15 protein-coding genes are annotated in these 15,600 nt (G+C 60.0%); 8 read left to right on the plus strand and 7 right to left on the minus strand.

What is annotated here, in order from left to right; genetic code table 11:
• The first annotated feature begins 132 nt into the window (after positions 1 to 132).
• The 8 genes from fabD to Q4481_RS06875 all read left to right on the plus strand — a co-directional run bounded on the left by fabD (position 133) and on the right by Q4481_RS06875 (position 7,231).
• Positions 133 to 1,077: an ACP S-malonyltransferase gene (gene fabD / locus Q4481_RS06840; protein WP_304375583.1), complete on the plus strand. Its 945-nt coding sequence runs from the start codon at positions 133 to 135 to the stop codon at positions 1,075 to 1,077.
• Between the two features lie 18 nt (positions 1,078 to 1,095).
• Positions 1,096 to 1,833, plus strand: coding sequence for a 3-oxoacyl-[acyl-carrier-protein] reductase (gene fabG / locus Q4481_RS06845; protein WP_304375584.1), 738 nt, complete (start codon positions 1,096 to 1,098; stop codon positions 1,831 to 1,833).
• 316 nt (positions 1,834 to 2,149) lie between these two features.
• On the plus strand, positions 2,150 to 2,386 hold the full coding sequence (locus Q4481_RS06850) for an acyl carrier protein (RefSeq protein ID WP_304375585.1): 237 nt from the start codon (positions 2,150 to 2,152) through the stop codon (positions 2,384 to 2,386).
• Positions 2,387 to 2,477: 91 nt separating this feature from the next.
• Positions 2,478 to 3,740, plus strand: coding sequence for a beta-ketoacyl-ACP synthase II (gene fabF, locus Q4481_RS06855; RefSeq protein ID WP_304375586.1), 1,263 nt, complete (start codon positions 2,478 to 2,480; stop codon positions 3,738 to 3,740).
• 104 nt (positions 3,741 to 3,844) lie between these two features.
• The gene (mltG, locus tag Q4481_RS06860) at positions 3,845 to 5,053 is read left to right on the plus strand and encodes an endolytic transglycosylase MltG (protein ID WP_377353443.1); all 1,209 of its coding nucleotides are present in this window, start codon (positions 3,845 to 3,847) and stop codon (positions 5,051 to 5,053) included.
• A gap of 31 nt (positions 5,054 to 5,084) precedes the next feature.
• Positions 5,085 to 5,972, plus strand: a complete 888-nt coding sequence (locus tag Q4481_RS06865) for a YicC/YloC family endoribonuclease (protein ID WP_304375587.1) — start codon at positions 5,085 to 5,087, stop codon at positions 5,970 to 5,972.
• Positions 5,973 to 5,976: 4 nt separating this feature from the next.
• Positions 5,977 to 6,624, plus strand: a complete 648-nt coding sequence (gene gmk, locus Q4481_RS06870) for a guanylate kinase (protein ID WP_304375588.1) — start codon at positions 5,977 to 5,979, stop codon at positions 6,622 to 6,624.
• 136 nt (positions 6,625 to 6,760) lie between these two features.
• Positions 6,761 to 7,231 carry a calcium-binding protein gene (locus Q4481_RS06875; RefSeq protein ID WP_304375589.1) on the plus strand — a complete coding sequence of 157 codons (471 nt, stop codon included), beginning with the start codon at positions 6,761 to 6,763 and terminating at the stop codon, positions 7,229 to 7,231.
• 62 nt (positions 7,232 to 7,293) lie between these two features.
• Here the strand turns inward: Q4481_RS06875 and rsmA are convergent, their stop codons facing one another.
• From rsmA to Q4481_RS06910, 7 genes are all read right to left on the minus strand, one after another.
• Positions 7,294 to 8,124, minus strand: coding sequence for a 16S rRNA (adenine(1518)-N(6)/adenine(1519)-N(6))-dimethyltransferase RsmA (gene rsmA, locus Q4481_RS06880; RefSeq protein ID WP_304375590.1), 831 nt, complete (start codon positions 8,122 to 8,124; stop codon positions 7,294 to 7,296).
• Positions 8,124 to 9,143 (minus strand): 4-hydroxythreonine-4-phosphate dehydrogenase PdxA, encoded by a 1,020-nt coding sequence (gene pdxA, locus Q4481_RS06885; RefSeq protein WP_304375591.1) that lies wholly within the window; start codon positions 9,141 to 9,143, stop codon positions 8,124 to 8,126. The genes rsmA and pdxA overlap by 1 nt, the downstream gene beginning before the upstream one ends.
• 2 nt (positions 9,144 to 9,145) lie before the next feature.
• A complete protein-coding gene (locus Q4481_RS06890; protein ID WP_435532491.1) occupies positions 9,146 to 10,075 on the minus strand; it encodes a SurA N-terminal domain-containing protein in 930 nt (309 codons plus the stop codon).
• Between the two features lie 101 nt (positions 10,076 to 10,176).
• The gene (locus Q4481_RS06895) at positions 10,177 to 12,507 is read right to left on the minus strand and encodes an LPS-assembly protein LptD (RefSeq protein WP_304375593.1); all 2,331 of its coding nucleotides are present in this window, start codon (positions 12,505 to 12,507) and stop codon (positions 10,177 to 10,179) included.
• Positions 12,507 to 13,595, minus strand: coding sequence for an LPS export ABC transporter permease LptG (gene lptG, locus Q4481_RS06900; protein ID WP_304375594.1), 1,089 nt, complete (start codon positions 13,593 to 13,595; stop codon positions 12,507 to 12,509). The genes Q4481_RS06895 and lptG overlap by 1 nt, the downstream gene beginning before the upstream one ends.
• Entirely contained in the window at positions 13,595 to 14,770 is a 1,176-nt protein-coding gene (locus Q4481_RS06905; RefSeq protein ID WP_304375595.1) for an LptF/LptG family permease, read from the minus strand. Before Q4481_RS06905 ends, lptG begins: the two co-directional genes overlap by 1 nt.
• Positions 14,771 to 14,830: 60 nt before the next feature.
• Complete coding sequence (locus Q4481_RS06910) at positions 14,831 to 15,598, minus strand: phosphatase PAP2 family protein (protein WP_304375596.1); 768 nt, start codon at positions 15,596 to 15,598, stop codon at positions 14,831 to 14,833.
• Between the last annotated feature and the right edge of the window lie 2 nt (positions 15,599 to 15,600).

Genomic DNA, 15,600 nt, shown 5'->3' on the forward strand with positions numbered 1-15,600 from the left:
TTAATTGATGACAAGACAACCCTGTCAGCGCCGATTTTCGCTGGAAAAAGCGGGGCGCGACAGGCCTTCGAACCTTGACTCATTGCAAGATTGCGTGAATGGGAAAGCAAAAAGCACCAAGGGAGAACGCCAATGGCGGTCGCATTCACGTTTCCGGGACAGGGTAGCCAGGCCGTCGGCATGGGCAAGGCTCTGGCCGATGACTATGCCGAAGCACGCGCGGTTTTCGAGGAAGTCGATGACGCGCTGGGCGAAAAGCTTACCGACATCATGTGGAACGGTCCGGAAGAAACGCTGACGCTGACGGCGAACGCCCAGCCGGCGCTGATGGCCGTCTCGATCGCGGCAATCCGTGTGATGAAGGCCAAGGGTCTCGATCTTGCGTCGAAGGTTTCCTATGTCGCCGGTCACTCTCTCGGCGAATATTCCGCGCTCTGTGCGGCCGGCACTTTCTCGCTGGCCGATACGGCGCGTCTTCTGCGCATTCGCGGTAATGCGATGCAGGCGGCCGTTCCGGCCGGCAAGGGCGCCATGGCGGCGATCATCGGACTAGAACATGCAGATGTTGAAGCCGTCTGCGGCGAAGCTGCAGCCGAAGGCGCCTGCCAGATTGCCAATGACAATGGCGGTGGCCAGCTGGTGATTTCCGGCGAGAAGGCAGCGGTCGACAAGGCATGTGCGCTTGCCTCCGCCAAGGGTGCCAAGCGCGCGCTGTTGCTGCCGGTCTCCGCGCCGTTCCATTCGTCGCTGATGGCGCCTGCTGCCGCAGCCATGGCCGAGGCGCTCGCCAAGGTCGAGGCGAAGGATCCGGTGGTGCCGGTGGTGGCCAATGTGCGCGCCGTACCGGTGACCGCCGCTTCCGAAATCGTCAAGCTTCTGGTGGAGCAGGTCACCGGCCAGGTTCGCTGGCGCGAAACGGTCGAATGGTTCGGCGCCAATGGCGCGACCACACTTTATGAAATCGGTTCGGGCAAGGTCCTGACCGGTCTTGCTCGCCGGATCGACAAGAATGTCACGGGCGTTGCGGTCAATACGCCGGCCGACATCGATGCCGCCCTTGCTGCGCTCAGCGCCTGAAACGAAAAGGAAAAGATGATGTTTGACTTGACGGGTCGCAAGGCCCTTGTGACCGGCGCAAGTGGCGGGATTGGCGAAGATGTGGCGCGCATGCTGCATGCGCGCGGTGCAGTCGTGGGCCTGCACGGCACCCGCCGCGAAAAGCTCGAGGCACTCGCCGCCGAACTCGGCGACCGCGTGTTCGTTCTGCCGGCAAACCTGTCCGACCGCGCGGAAGTGAAGGCGCTTGCCCAGAAGGCGGAAGCCGACATGGGCGGGGTCGATATTCTGGTCAACAATGCCGGCATCACCAAGGACGGGCTGATGATGCGCATGAGCGACGCAGATTGGGATTCCGTGCTGGAAGTCAATCTCACCGCCGCCTTCCTGCTGACGCGCGAACTGACCCAACCGATGATGAAGCGTCGCTTCGGCCGCATCATCAACATCACCTCCGTTGTCGGCGTGATCGGCAATCCGGGCCAGGCGAACTATTGCGCATCCAAGGCCGGCATGATCGGCTTTTCGAAGTCGCTTGCCCAGGAAATCGCCACCCGCGGCATTACGGTCAATTGTGTGGCGCCGGGCTTCATCGAATCGGCCATGACCGACAAGCTGAACGAGAAACAGCGCGAAGCGGTTCTCTCGACCATTCCGATGAAGAAGATGGGCGTCGGCAGCGATATCGCGACTGCCGTCGTCTATCTCGCCTCGACAGAAGCGGGCTACGTCACGGGCCAGACGCTGCATGTCAATGGCGGCATGGCGATGCTTTGAGATTGGGATTTCCAGTCGATCCGGCGACGGATCGACCGGTACCAAACGGGCCGCGACGGCGATTGAAAACGCTTGTTGACCATGCTGGAACGGCTCATTTTCTGGCTTTGCGCGGCGATTAAACCGTGTTAAGCCGCGAGTGACTGAGTGCAGTCCTTGCTTGCTCTGCCCGGCCCACGAATAGCCATGTCTGGATTTTCGCGGATGGAGGAGCTAAACGGAGCTGCCGCTCTTGCTCATTGAGGGTGAGGCGGTGTTATCGGGGTATCGTCGCCAGAAGGGCGCGAACAGAGAGACGAAGGTCGAGGAAACCGACATGAGCGATATCGCAGAACGCGTAAAGAAAATTGTGATTGACCACCTCGGCGTGGACGCCGACAAGGTCAGCGAAAGCGCCAGCTTCATCGACGATCTGGGTGCTGACTCCCTCGACACGGTCGAACTCGTCATGGCCTTCGAAGAAGAATTCGGCGTTGAAATTCCGGACGATGCCGCTGACTCGATCCTGACCGTCGGCGACGCCGTGAAGTTCATCGAGAAGGCTCAGGCCTGATCCTTGCGTTTGACGATACGCCGGATATCTTGCCAGATATCCGGCGTATTGCCATCTTGAAACAGAAAAAACTTAGGGTGGAGATCTGACCATGAGGCGCGTGGTGATCACGGGTATCGGCATGGTGACCCCGCTTGGATGCGGTGCCGAGGAAACCTGGGCCAATCTTCTGGCCGGAAAAAACGGCGCACGCCGCGTCACTGAATTCGAGGTCGAGGATCTTCCGGCCAAGATCGCATGCCGCATTCCCTTCGGCGACGGTTCCAACGGCACGTATAATGCCGATGACTGGATGGAGCCCAAGGAACAGCGCAAGGTCGATCCTTTCATTGTTTATGGCATGGCTGCCGCCACAATGGCGCTCAATGATGCCGACTGGCATCCGGAAACCGACGAAGACCAGGTGATGACCGGTGTTCTGATCGGATCCGGCATCGGTGGCGTCGAAGGCATCGTCGAAGCGGGCTATACGCTGCGCGACAAGGGTGCCCGTCGCGTTTCTCCTTTCTTCATTCCCGGCCGTCTGATCAATCTGGCCTCCGGCCAGGTTTCGATCCGCCACAAGCTGCGCGGCCCGAACCATTCGGTCGTCACCGCCTGTTCGACCGGCGCCCACGCCATTGGCGATGCGGCCCGCCTGATTGCGCTTGGCGATGCCGATGTGATGGTCGCCGGCGGCACCGAAAGCCCGGTCAGTCGCATTTCGCTTGCCGGCTTTGCCGCCTGCAAGGCGCTCTCCACCGCCTATAATGATGAGCCCCAGCGCGCCTCGCGTCCCTATGACAAGGATCGTGACGGTTTCGTGATGGGCGAGGGTGCCGGTATCGTTGTGCTGGAAGAGCTGGACCATGCGCTGGCGCGTGGCGCCAAGATCTATGCCGAAGTGGTCGGCTACGGCCTTTCCGGCGATGCCTTCCACATCACCGCCCCGTCGGAAAACGGCGAAGGCGCAGAACGCTGCATGCGCATGGCCCTGAAGCGTGCCGGCCTTGATGCGTCTGACGTCGATTATATCAATGCTCATGGCACATCGACGATGGCCGATACGATCGAACTCGGGGCTGTCGAACGCCTTGTCGGCGATCATGCCGCCAATGTCTCGATGTCGTCCACCAAGTCGGCCACCGGCCATCTGCTTGGAGCTGCCGGCGCCATCGAAGCGATCTTCTCCACGCTCGCGATCCGGGATCAAGTGGTTCCGCCGACGCTCAATCTCGATAATCCCGAAGTCGAAACCAAGATCGACCTGGTTCCCAAGGTTGCGCGCAAGCGCAAGGTCGATGTTGCTTTGTCGAATTCCTTCGGCTTCGGCGGCACGAACGCCTCCATCGTGCTGAAGCGCTACAGCGCCTGACCCGAAATCCGGCCGCGCGAAGGTGCGACCGTTTCCTGTTTCTGCCGCAATGGCGTTCCAAGAGGAATGGCATGAGCGATTCTGTGTAGAATTGAGGGCCAAGTTTGACCGATCCGAACCAAACATCGAATGGTGGCGCACAAAGGCAGGACGGAGAAGCTGGGCAGCCGACCCGCATCATTCCCGTTTCGCCGAAGGAAGCCCTGCGACCGGAGAAGGTTCCGGTGCCGCCCAAGCGTTCGCGCAAGGCACGCAGTCAGGTCGTCATCTTCATGAACTTCCTGATGAGCATCGTCACGCTGGTGACGATCGCTGCGGTGGTTATCGTCGTCTATGCCTTCCGCGAATACCAGGCCCCAGGACCGCTGGAAACTGATAGCAATTTCCTTGTTCGCGAAGGCGCGGGCATCAACGAGATCGGCAATGATCTCGAACGCCGCGGCATCGTATCGCAAGGCCGGATCTTCAAGCTGATCTCCCAGCATCTTCTCGATGGCGAGAGCCTCAAGCATGGCGAATATGCGATCAAGGCGCATTCTTCCATGCTCGAAGTCATGGAACTCCTGCGTTCGGGCAAGTCGATCCAGTATTCGGTGACGATACCGGAAGGGCTAACGGTCAAGCAGATCTTCCGCCGCCTGGCCGAGAACGATGTGCTGGAAGGCGATCTTCCCGTCGACCTGCCGCCGGAAGGAAGCCTGCGTCCGGATACCTACAAGTTTACCCGCGGCAGCCGCCGCACGACGATCGTCGATCAGATGAAGGCGGCACAGGCGCGGCTCATCGATGAAGTGTGGGAGAACCGCGATACCGACTTGCCGATCAAGGACAAGTCCGAACTGGTGACGCTGGCCTCGATCGTGGAAAAGGAAACCGGCAAGGCGGACGAACGTCCCCAGGTGGCTTCCGTCTTCATCAACCGCCTCAACAAGGGCATGCGGCTGCAATCGGACCCGACGATCCTCTACGGCCTGTTCGGCGGCGAGGGCCGTCCGGAAGGCCGCGAGATCCTGCGCTCGGATATCGACAAGGAAACGCCCTTCAACACCTATGTGATCAAGGGGCTGCCGCCGACGCCGATCGCCAATCCCGGCAAGGCTGCGCTGCAGGCGGTCGCCAATCCCTCGAAGACGAAATATCTCTATTTCGTTGCCGATGGCACCGGTGGCCATGTGTTCGCCGAGACGCTTGACGACCACAATGCGAACGTGAAGCGCTGGCGGAAACTGGAAGCCGAGCGCAAGGCCAATGAGGCGAAGGCCGCCGAGGAAGGTCAGACCACCGAACCTGCCCAACAGCCGTCACAGAATTAAGCGTCCGGCCGCGGACAGGGGAGATGCTGGCATGCCACTGCAATCAATGACCGGCTTTGCCCGTGTGGACGGCCGCTCCGGCCGCTATCAATGGGCATGGGAACTGCGGTCGGTCAACGGCAAGGGGCTTGATGTGCGGTTGCGCCTGGCGACTGGATTCGAGCGGCTGGAAGCCGATGCAAGGCGGCTCCTGTCCGCCGATTTCGCCCGCGGCAATATCCAGGCATCGCTGACGGTGCAATCGGTCGAAAGCCGTGTGACTGCGGTGATCAACCGTCCGGCTCTCGATGCGGTGCTGGCTTTGCGCCACGAACTGGGCGACCTGATCGATCCTGCGCCGATGGCGCTCGACACGCTGCTCGGGCTGCGGGGAGTGGTGGATTTCCGCGATGCTGCCGAAGAGCCCGAGGAAATCGAGGCGCTCGACCGGTCGGTGCTGGAGGGGCTGGCTGAAGCCTGTGCCTCGATGCGGAAGATGCGCGAGGCGGAAGGGGCAGCACTCGGCGCGGTGCTTCTCTCCCAGGTGACGGCGATCGAGACCCTGGCTGGCCTCATCGAAAGCGACACGTCGCGCTCTCCGGACCAGATCCGCGAACGGCTGCGTGTCCAGGTCGAAGCGCTGATCGAAGCGGCTGGTAATCTCGATCGCGACAGGCTGCATACGGAAGTGGCGCTTCTGGCCACCAAGGCCGATATCCGCGAGGAACTCGACCGGCTCGGCGCCCACATCGCCGCGACGCGTGATCTGATCGCCAGAGGTGGGCCGATCGGACGCAAGCTTGATTTCATGGCACAAGAATTCAATCGCGAATCGAATACGATTTGTTCTAAATCGAACAGTGCCGCGGTGACGGCAGCGGGGATCGAACTGAAGGTCGTCATCGACCAGTTTCGCGAACAGGTTCAAAATCTGGAGTAAGAGAATGAGCAAGCCGGATCGGGGCCACATCGAGATCGCGCGACGCGGTTTGATGCTGGTGATCTCTTCGCCATCCGGCGCGGGCAAATCGACCATCGCCCGCAACATTCTCGAGAAAGACCAGAAGATGTCGCTGTCGGTCAGCGTGACGACCCGCAAGCGGCGTCCGTCCGAGATCGAGGGCGTTCACTACAAGTTCGTGAGCCACAAGGAATTCGAGCGCCTGCGCGACAGCGATGCGCTGCTCGAATGGGCCGAGGTGCATGGCAACTTCTACGGCACGCCGCGCGAAGAGGCCGAAATTGCGCTCTCCGAAGGCCGTGACATGCTGTTCGATATCGACTGGCAGGGCGCCCAGCAGTTGCAGGAGAAGATGTCGGCCGATGTCGTGTCGATCTTCATCCTGCCGCCGACCATGGAGGAGTTGCAGTCGCGCCTCAATCGCCGTGCCGAAGACAGTGCCGAGGTGATCGCGACCCGGCTTGCCAATGCGCGTGCCGAAATCAGCCACTGGCTCGAATATGACTATGTGGTCGTCAATGACGATCTCGACCGCGCCTTCTCAGCCGTGAAATCGATCGTCGAGGCCGAGCGCCTGCGCCGCGATCGTCGCCACGGCCTGTTCGACTTCGTTTCCGAACTGATCGCCTGACCTCTGGTCTGCAGAGACGTTTCCTCCCTTGATCGATCGCTGACAGTCTGCTGACAACCGCAATCAACCGGTTGTCAGCAATGCTGCTTTAGGTTCCTCTTATTGACGGAATCACATCAGCGATAGGAGAGACGAGATGGCGATCAAGCAGGGCGACGGCGGCAACAACAGGCTCGTCGGCACAGGCAACTCGGACAAGATTGACGGCAAGGGTGGCAACGACACGATCTTCGGTCTCGGTGGCGATGACATACTGGAAGGGGCTGCCGGCAACGACAAGATCTATGGTGGCGCCGGTGCTGACAAGCTGGAAGGCGGCAGCGGCAACGACATTCTCGACGGCGGTGTCGGCAACAACAAGCTCGAAGGCGGCTTTGGCGACGATACCTTCCTCTTTTCGGGCGGCACGACGAAAATCGATGATTTTGGCATCGGAGACGATACGCTGCGCATCGACGATGCGCTCGGCGTCTCTTCCTTCAAGCAACTCGTGGCGCTGGCCACATCCTCCAATGAGGATCTTGTCTTCGATTTCGGCGGCGCAAAGCTGTTCCTCGATAACATGCGCCTCAGCGATCTCAAGGCATCCGACGTCGAATTTTTCTGAGAGCCGGACAAACGAAGCAATGAGGCCACGGTCCTTCGGGATCCTGGCCTTTCGCTTTTGCCTCAATCGAGCAGGTTGGCGATCCGGCAGAATTCTTCGACTGACAGCGTTTCCGCCCGCCGTGCGGGGTCGATCCCGGCCCTGGCAAGCAAGGCTTCGCCACCCAGGGGCTTGAGGCTCTGCCTGAGCATCTTCCGGCGCTGGCCGAACGCATGATGCGTGACCCGCTCCAGCAGGTCGAGACGGCAGGGAATGATTGTCTTCCGCGGTTCGAGATGCACCACGGTGGAGGTGACTTTCGGCGGTGGCGTAAAGGCCTGCGGCGAAAGATCAAACATCATCTCGGCATGGGTCAGCCAGCCGCAGAGAACGCCGAGCCGTCCGTAATGATTGTCGCCGGCTTCGGCAACGATGCGCTGCCCCACTTCCTTCTGGAACATCAGCGTCAGCGACGACCAGAAGGGCGGCCAGGGACCGGTGAGCCAGTTCACCAGCAATTGCGTGCCGATATTGTAGGGAAGGTTGGCGACGATCTTCACCGGTCCATCCCCCGTTGCAAGGGTGGCAAAATCGGTCTCCAGCGCGTCGCCTTCGATTATGGTGAGCCGACCCGGATAGAAATCGGCGATCTCTTGCAGGGCAGGGATCGCGCGACGGTCGCGTTCGATGGCGATGACATGCCGGGCACCGAGGGCAAGCAGCGCGCGCGTGAGGCCGCCGGGCCCGGGTCCAACTTCGATGACGGTCGCATCCTCCAGCCGGCCGGCCTGCCGCGCGACCTTCTGGGTGACGTTGAGATCGAGGAGAAAGTTCTGGCCGAGCGACTTCAGCGCATCGAGCCCGTGGCGGGCAATGACCTCGCGAAGCGGCGGCAATCCGTCGAGCGCTGCCATCAGGTGGCTCCGTTGGCGGCCATGTCGGCCGCCATCCTGAGAGCAGCAATGAGGCTCGATGGGCGCGCCTTGCCTGTTCCAGCCAGCGAAAAGGCGGTTCCGTGGTCGGGCGACGTGCGAATGAAGGGCAGGCCAAGCGTTACATTGACGCCGTCATCGAAGCCGAGGGCCTTGGCGGGAATGAGGGCCTGGTCGTGATACATGCAGATCGCGACATCATAGGTTTCGCGCGCAGCCTTGTGGAACATCGTATCGGCGGGCAGGGGGCCGAACGCATCGATCCCCTCCGCTCGGAGCCGTCCGATCGCCGGCGCCACAATTGCATCATCCTCGCTTCCCAGCGTACCGTTTTCACCGGCATGCGGGTTGAGGCCGGAAACAGCGAGACGCGGGTTTGCGATGCCGAAGCGCGATTTCAGATCCATCGCCGTGATGCGGCAGGTATCATAGACCAGTTGCTCGGTCAGGGCTTCGGGAACGTCGCGCAACGGAATGTGGATGGTGACGGGAACCGTGCGCAGTTCCGGCCCGGCAATCATCATCACCGGCATGACCGAGGTTCCGGTCGCTTGCGAGGCGAGATCCGCGAGAAATTCGGTATGGCCCGGAAAGCCGAAGCCGGCGGCATAGAGCACGGATTTGGCGATCGGGTTGGTAACGGTCGCCGACGTCTTGCCGGCCATCGTCAGTGAAACGGCCAATTCGATGGCGCGGATCGTCTGGGCGGCAGAGGCGGAGTCGGGCTTGCTGGCGACCACATGCGGCATGGTGCCGGTGGAGAGAACCGGCAGGCTTTCGGAAAACAGGCCAGAAGCCGCGTCGATGTCGGTTTCAACGATGGGAACAGAGAGGCCGAGTTGAGAAGCCCGGTGCCGGAGAACATCGGCAGCGCCGATATAGACAAAGGGCGCCAGCCCCGCGCGATCGCGTGCCAGCCAGGCCATCAACGCAAGATCCGGCCCGATGCCGGCCGGATCTCCCTGGGAAAGCGCCAACGGCGCCAAAAGCCGTGCGGGCATGATCAGCGCGTTTCGATCTGCGCCTTCTTGCGCAGCTCTTCGATATATTTGCGGCTGTCGGCGTTGGCGCCATCCTTCTCGGCCTGCTTGAGATCTTCGGCCTGATAGACGATCTGCGCGGCCATGTCGTCGGAGACTTCGCGCTTCTTGCAGACCGCGATGAACTCGACGCCCTTTTCGGTGACTCGGGTTCCGGTCGTGCCGCCCTGATCGGTCTTCTCGATCAGCGGCTTCCAATCTTCCGGAAGCTGGGGAGCGAGAATGCGTCCGAGATCACGGACCGATACATCACGGTAGTTGGCCGCAAACACCTTGCCCTGATCGCAGCCGGGATAGCTCTTCCGCGAGGCTTCCGCCTCCGACTTGCGCTTGCCCGTAATCTTGGCGCGCTTGGATTCCGGCACGACGAAGATGATCTGCTGAAGCATATACTCTGTCGTGGTCGGCTTCTTGCCATTGTTGGCCTTCATGCGGGCCACCAGATCCTGGTTGGACATGCGGCCGCCGCCATAGCGGGCCTGAACCACACGAGGCCAGCTCATCTGTATGCCGATATAGGCCTTGAAATGCTCGGCGGTGACACCCGACTGGCTGAGAATCTGGTTCAGCTGTGCAATCGAGAGCTTGTTGCCGGAGGCAAAGCGGGCAAAGGCCGCGTTGACATCATCCAGGCTGACGGAAGAGTTGGTGCGAATGATCTCGGCGCGCATCAGCACCTCTTCGATCAGCTCTTCCTTTGCCTTGGCCTGCAGGTTGCCGCCGGTACGGCGCAGCCTGAGGAAAGCGACGCGCTTGGCGACATCCGACGAGGTAATGACGGTTCCATTGACCACAGCTGCGATCTGCGAGGCAGCTTCGGCGACGCTCACGGTGGCCGGCGTCGCATAGACGGCCAGCAAGGCAGCAGCCAAGCCAACGATCATTGAACGCATTTTAGCCGTTTTCGGCATCCGAACACTCTCCCTTTTGCCTTTTCAGTCAGCTTGAATAAAGCCAGTTGCTGGAATTGCACATTCCATGCGGCAAAACAATGTCATTGGTTGTTGTAGAGGCTGGAATCGCCAACAGTGACGTCGCCCAGGGTGCGGAAGCTCAATCTTGCACCGATCTCCCAGTCATTGGCCGAAGTGTCGGCAATATCGCGGGTCTGGTTGAAACCGATCGAGAAGACGGTGCAGCTGTCGTCATAGCTGAAACCGATTCCGCGCCGGGTCGCCATCGAGCGATTGATGTCCCAGGTCATCGAACCGAAGACGCTCCAGTTGTCCTTGATCTTGATCGCGCTCGTCGTCTGGATCTCGTCATTGTCGTTCGGGAAGCCGTAGTCCGGCTGCGCGGCGATCTGCGAATAGGTGATTTCGGTCTGAAGGATCTTGCTGTTGTAGGCGAGCGTCGCATCCGAGCGACGGATGCTGAGATCCTTCTCGTCCGCCCGACCGCCAAGCGTCACCGACAGGCCGTTGGGAGCCGAAACGCCGACCGCGCCGACATAATCGGACCGCTTCGTCTCAAGTCCGGAATCGGCGCCGACATTGACGAGATCTGCCGAGGCGAAGGAGTTTTCGCCAGCAAGCTGGAAGGACTGGCCGACAATACCCTTGAGCGTATAGCCGCTGTCGAATGTACCGGTATAGCGGATACCGGCATTCATGCGCGTTCCGCCTTCGACACGGTCATAGCCCGAGAACTTGTCACGCTCGAACAGGTTCGTCGCATCGAACACGAAGCTCTGCGCATCCTCGTTCGGCAGGCCGCCGGCATATTGCTCATCGGGGCGCGCATAAATCTGAACGACCGGCTCGATGATATGGGTCGAATTGTCGGTCGTCATCAGGATCGGATAGCGCGCTTCGAGCCCGGCCGTCAGCATCGAGCGTGTCGCGTTGCTGTCACTATAGAAGTCACCGTCGTAGCGGTTCTTGTACGGATTGTTCGTATTGAGCTGGAACCCGTCGCCGCGCGCGGCAAGAAGTGGGGTGAGCGACAGGCCGAACGGCGTAATGAAGGTCCGCTTCCACTCTGCCTCGGACGTGAACCGGCTCGAATTGCCGGCAAGGCCCCGGAAACGGTCGGTAACCGCATTCCGGTTGATCACATTGTAATAATCCGTGGTCGTGCGCGACAGACTGGTAAAATTCGTGGTGATGCTCAGCTGGCCGCCGAGGATCGGCTGCGGGCTATAGTAGGTATAGTCCACGACCGGATGAACCACTGCCTGCTGATGCTCGGCGAGGTTCGTCGAATCGGCATCCTGCACATCGAAATAATAGCTGCGAACATCGAGGAAGTTCCGCTCGCCGATACCGGTCAGGTAGATCTGATTGGTATTGACCGGATCGCTATGACCATCGATCGAATAGGTGCGGGCAAAGTTGTTGTCCGACTGGACCATCACATCCCAGCCGAGCTTCCAGCGCTCGTTGAAATCGAACTCGGCCTTCGAGGCGATCATGCCACGTTCGTTGACGAGTGCATCGCTTGTGCCGGAGGTGAAGGCATCCGCATTGAGCTGGTTGATGCCCGCGACCCTGAGCGTGTGCATGCCGAGCTCGAACTTCTGCCGGAACTCGGCTTCGAGCAGAACACCCTGCTTCGTATAGCCGGTGGTGGTGACGGTCGCATCCATCGTATCCGATATGACCTGATAGTAGGGGATGCTGAAGCCGAAACCGAGATTTTCGGCCGAACTCATCTTCGGGAACAGGAAGCCGGACTTGCGCTTGACCGTGTGATCCGGAACCTGAAGCACCGGAAGGAAAGCGATCGGCTGACCGAACAGTTCGAACCGGGCATTTTCGAGCCGGATCGTGTGCGTTTTGCCGTTCTGAATGACTTTCTGCGCCTTCACCTGCCAGAGCGGCGCCTTGCCGGGATTTTCGGCGCAGGGTTTGCAGGCGGTGTAAACGCCGTTGTAGAGGACCATTTCCTCGCCGTTGATCCGCTCGGCGCGCGGCGCTGCGAGCCTGGTATCATCGACGGTCTCGATCCTGAGCGCCTCGACGAAGCCATTGGCAAAATCGTCGGTCACATCGAGCTTGTCGGCATAGACCCGGTTGCCGCCGGGTTCGATGAATTCGATATCGCCGATCGCCATCATGCGACCGGACTTCTGGTCGTACTCGACGCGTTTGGCCACGAGTTTGTAGCCATTATAGTTCATCTGCACGCCGCCGACTGCGACGACCTTCTGGGAATCCTGATCGTAGACGAGCTCTGACGAGGTCAGAAGCAGTTTGGAATCATCCTCGGGGGCGGATTGGGCCTGAGCCGGGTTACCCAGCAGAAGCGCAAGCACAGCCGTTGCCGCGCCTGCAAGCAGAGCGGTACGCCAATGTGATTCGACCTTGCGGTTGCCTGCCGCCACTAACCATCCTCCTGGTGCAGCAATATCGTGGAGCCCAAGAACATTGCGACCACGACCGGAATCCAGGCGGCAACGAACGGAGGCACAGCACCGCTGCTTCCAAATGCTTTTACGAGCACGGAAATCACATAAAGCATGAAGCCGGAAATCACGCCACCTAGAATCATAGCTTGCGACTGATTGAACCGGGAGAATTTTAACGACACTGTTGCCGAAATGAGAGTCATGGCGACGAGCAGGAATGGCATCGATGCCAGCGAATGGAACTGGGTTTCTAGCGCATAGGTTGAGACGCCAAGCGCGCGCGCGGCTCTGATTTTTGCCGGTATGTCGAGAAAAGCAACGGTATCGGGCTTGGTTAGGCGTTCCTGGACGAATTCCTGTTCCAGATTGGTGCTGACCTGTGTCGTTTCGAGTTCAACCGGAATTTGTCCCGGCTTCGCTTCAGTGACCTTGTTAAGCAACCAGTAACCATGTTTCAATTTTGCCGTATCGGCATCCTGCCGCATGATGATGCGGTGATCGGGTCCGAAATGGATGAAAACGGCCTGGCGCAGTGTCGTTCCATTGTCCTCGACGCTTTGGGCACCGATAATGACATCGTCCGTTTCGGTAATCTGGCGCAGCCAGGGAATCGTTTCTTCCTTGTGGCCAATCTGTTTGGAACTGCGCAGATCCGCTTCCATTTCGGTCGCCATCCGCATGCTGTTGGCAGCAAGCGGGTTGAGAACGAACAGGGCGATGAGACCAGTGATGATGGCGCCGGTGACAAAGGGCATGATGAATTGCCACACCGAGATGCCGGCCGCGCGGGTGACGACCAGTTCCTGGCGTCTGTTGAGTGCGATCATCACCGTGATGCCGCCGATCAGCAGCACGAAGGGGAGGGTCTGCTGCAGCAGGAGCGGGACCCGCAAAAGGGTAAGAATCACGCCATCGAGCAGCGTGAAGCCTGCGACTTCGCTGCTGATGGAAGAGGTCTCGATGAAATCGATCACGAAAATCAGGCAGGCGACACCGATGAAGAACCACATCAGCGTCAGAAGGTGCCTTTTCAGGAAATAGCGGAACAGCGTGCCGAAGAACATCAGGCGACCTTTCCACCGGATTTGAAGCGTGCGAGCAGCCGGGTGACGGCACTCATGCAGAATTCAAGCGAGGTACGGATAATCCGCCGGCGTCCGAGACGCGCTGATTTCCGCACCAGCAGCATTACAAGAGCAATGTTCGTGAGGATGACGAACAGATAGAGCGCTTCCGGCGTACCGGTTTCCGATTCGATGCGATCGGCGAGGAAGAATGTCAGCCAACGGTAGACGAAGCCGAAACCGAGCGAATAGACAAGCGGATGAACGCCAAGCTCGCGGCTGGAATGCGAAGAACCGGCGGCAACCAGCGACATCAGTGCGAAGGTAACCGGAAAGAACCAGTCGGTGAGCCGCCGATGGAGCTCGGCGCGGAAATCCGCGGGATGGGCGAGATAGTCCCTGTCCGACAGGTCCGGATTGAGCAGGAAAAGAAGATCGCGGTCTCCGGCTTTGAGGCGGGCTTGTCCCTTCTGTTCCGATAGCTCCGACAGATCGAAGGAGTAGGAATCGAAATGGATCACCGAAACGCTGCCTTCGAGCGTCTTGCGGTGGATTTCACCATCCTTCATGATCAGCGTGCCGCCCTTGGCATCCACGGCACCTTCGCGGGCATAATAGAGCATCTCGAAACGTGGATCGCGCGAATCGGCGACGAAGAGGCCTCTCAGGGTGCGGCCCTGGCCTCGTTCGGAAATCTCGACATAGAGACCCTCATCGATCCGGCGAAAGGTCTTCTCTTCGATCACGGTCGACAGAAGATCGGCGTAGGCCGCGGCAATCGTCTGTCGCATTGCAAGCCGTGACACCGGTTCGACCATGTTATCGACCGTAAAGGAGACCACGCAGGTGAGCGCTGCCAGGATGAGCGCCGGCTTGTAGATCATCTTGCGCGGCGCTCCCGCTGCATCGATGACCGCCATTTCGGAATCGACATTCATCGTGTTGAGCGTCTGCGTCACCCCGATCGAGAGAGCAAACGGCAACACGATCGGGATAATCGTCGGCAGCAGATAGGTCGCGAGCATGAAGAAGGAAGAGATGGACTGGCCGCTGTTCGTCACCAGGTTGAGCCGACCCAGCACCTGCGTCGTCCAGATGATCGCCAGCACCGGAATGAGCGCGGTCAGCGACATCCTGAGCATGCGTGCGAAAATGTAGGATTCGAGCTTCGCCATTACCTGTCCAAGTTTGCGCTGGCCTGTCATGGCGCGGCGCAAGCATGGGATTTGGCACTTTTACCCTGTCCGTTCAAGAGCCGTGAACGACTGTTTCATCAGTTTACCGGCTTCTGTGACAATGCGGTTTGCCATAACGGCAAGCGGATAGGAGGCGACGCCGATCAGGAAACCGGTGATGGCATCGGAAAGGTAATGACCTCCCATGACGACCCTGAGGGCGGGCGTCGCAAGAGCCGCCGCCGCCAGAACAAAGGCCAGTCGCGGTCGACCGGCCTTTGCGAGCAGGGCCACGACCCAAAGAAGCCAACCGGCTGCGGCGGCTTCTCCGGATGCGAAGGAGCAGTTGCCGCTGCAAAGTCCTGAAAAATCGCCCGCCGGAACGAAGGGCAGCATGCCGCCGAACTCGATCGACTCATAGGGCCTCGGCCGTCCGGAGAACGTCTTGAGCATGGAATTGACGATCAGGATCGGCCCGATCAGATAGGCGGCGGCAAGTTCAGGCACCGAAGCCATCAACCCCGGGCGTCTGTCGCGCAGAATGTTCCAGCTCGCATTGGCGAGGAGGATCATCAGGGCTGCGGGCGGCAGGTAGAAGAGTATCATACGCAGCGCATAAAGAACCGGCGATCTTGCAGCCGGAAACCCGGAACAGGCAAGCCTCAGCGGATCGTCCGGCTCTTCCGCGATCATTTGGCAGAACTGCCGCGACATGGCGGTGTCCAGCCAGGGCAGTGCATTGAAGAGCCCGATCAGGGCAAGGAGAATGATGGCCAGGAGAATGGCATTGGAGAGGGCACTGGCGGTTTTGGGCGGATGAAGGATCATGA

Source organism: Fluviirhizobium alvei, assembly GCF_030551875.1.
Taxonomy (GTDB): Bacteria; Pseudomonadota; Alphaproteobacteria; order Rhizobiales; family Rhizobiaceae; genus Rhizobium_E; species Rhizobium_E alvei.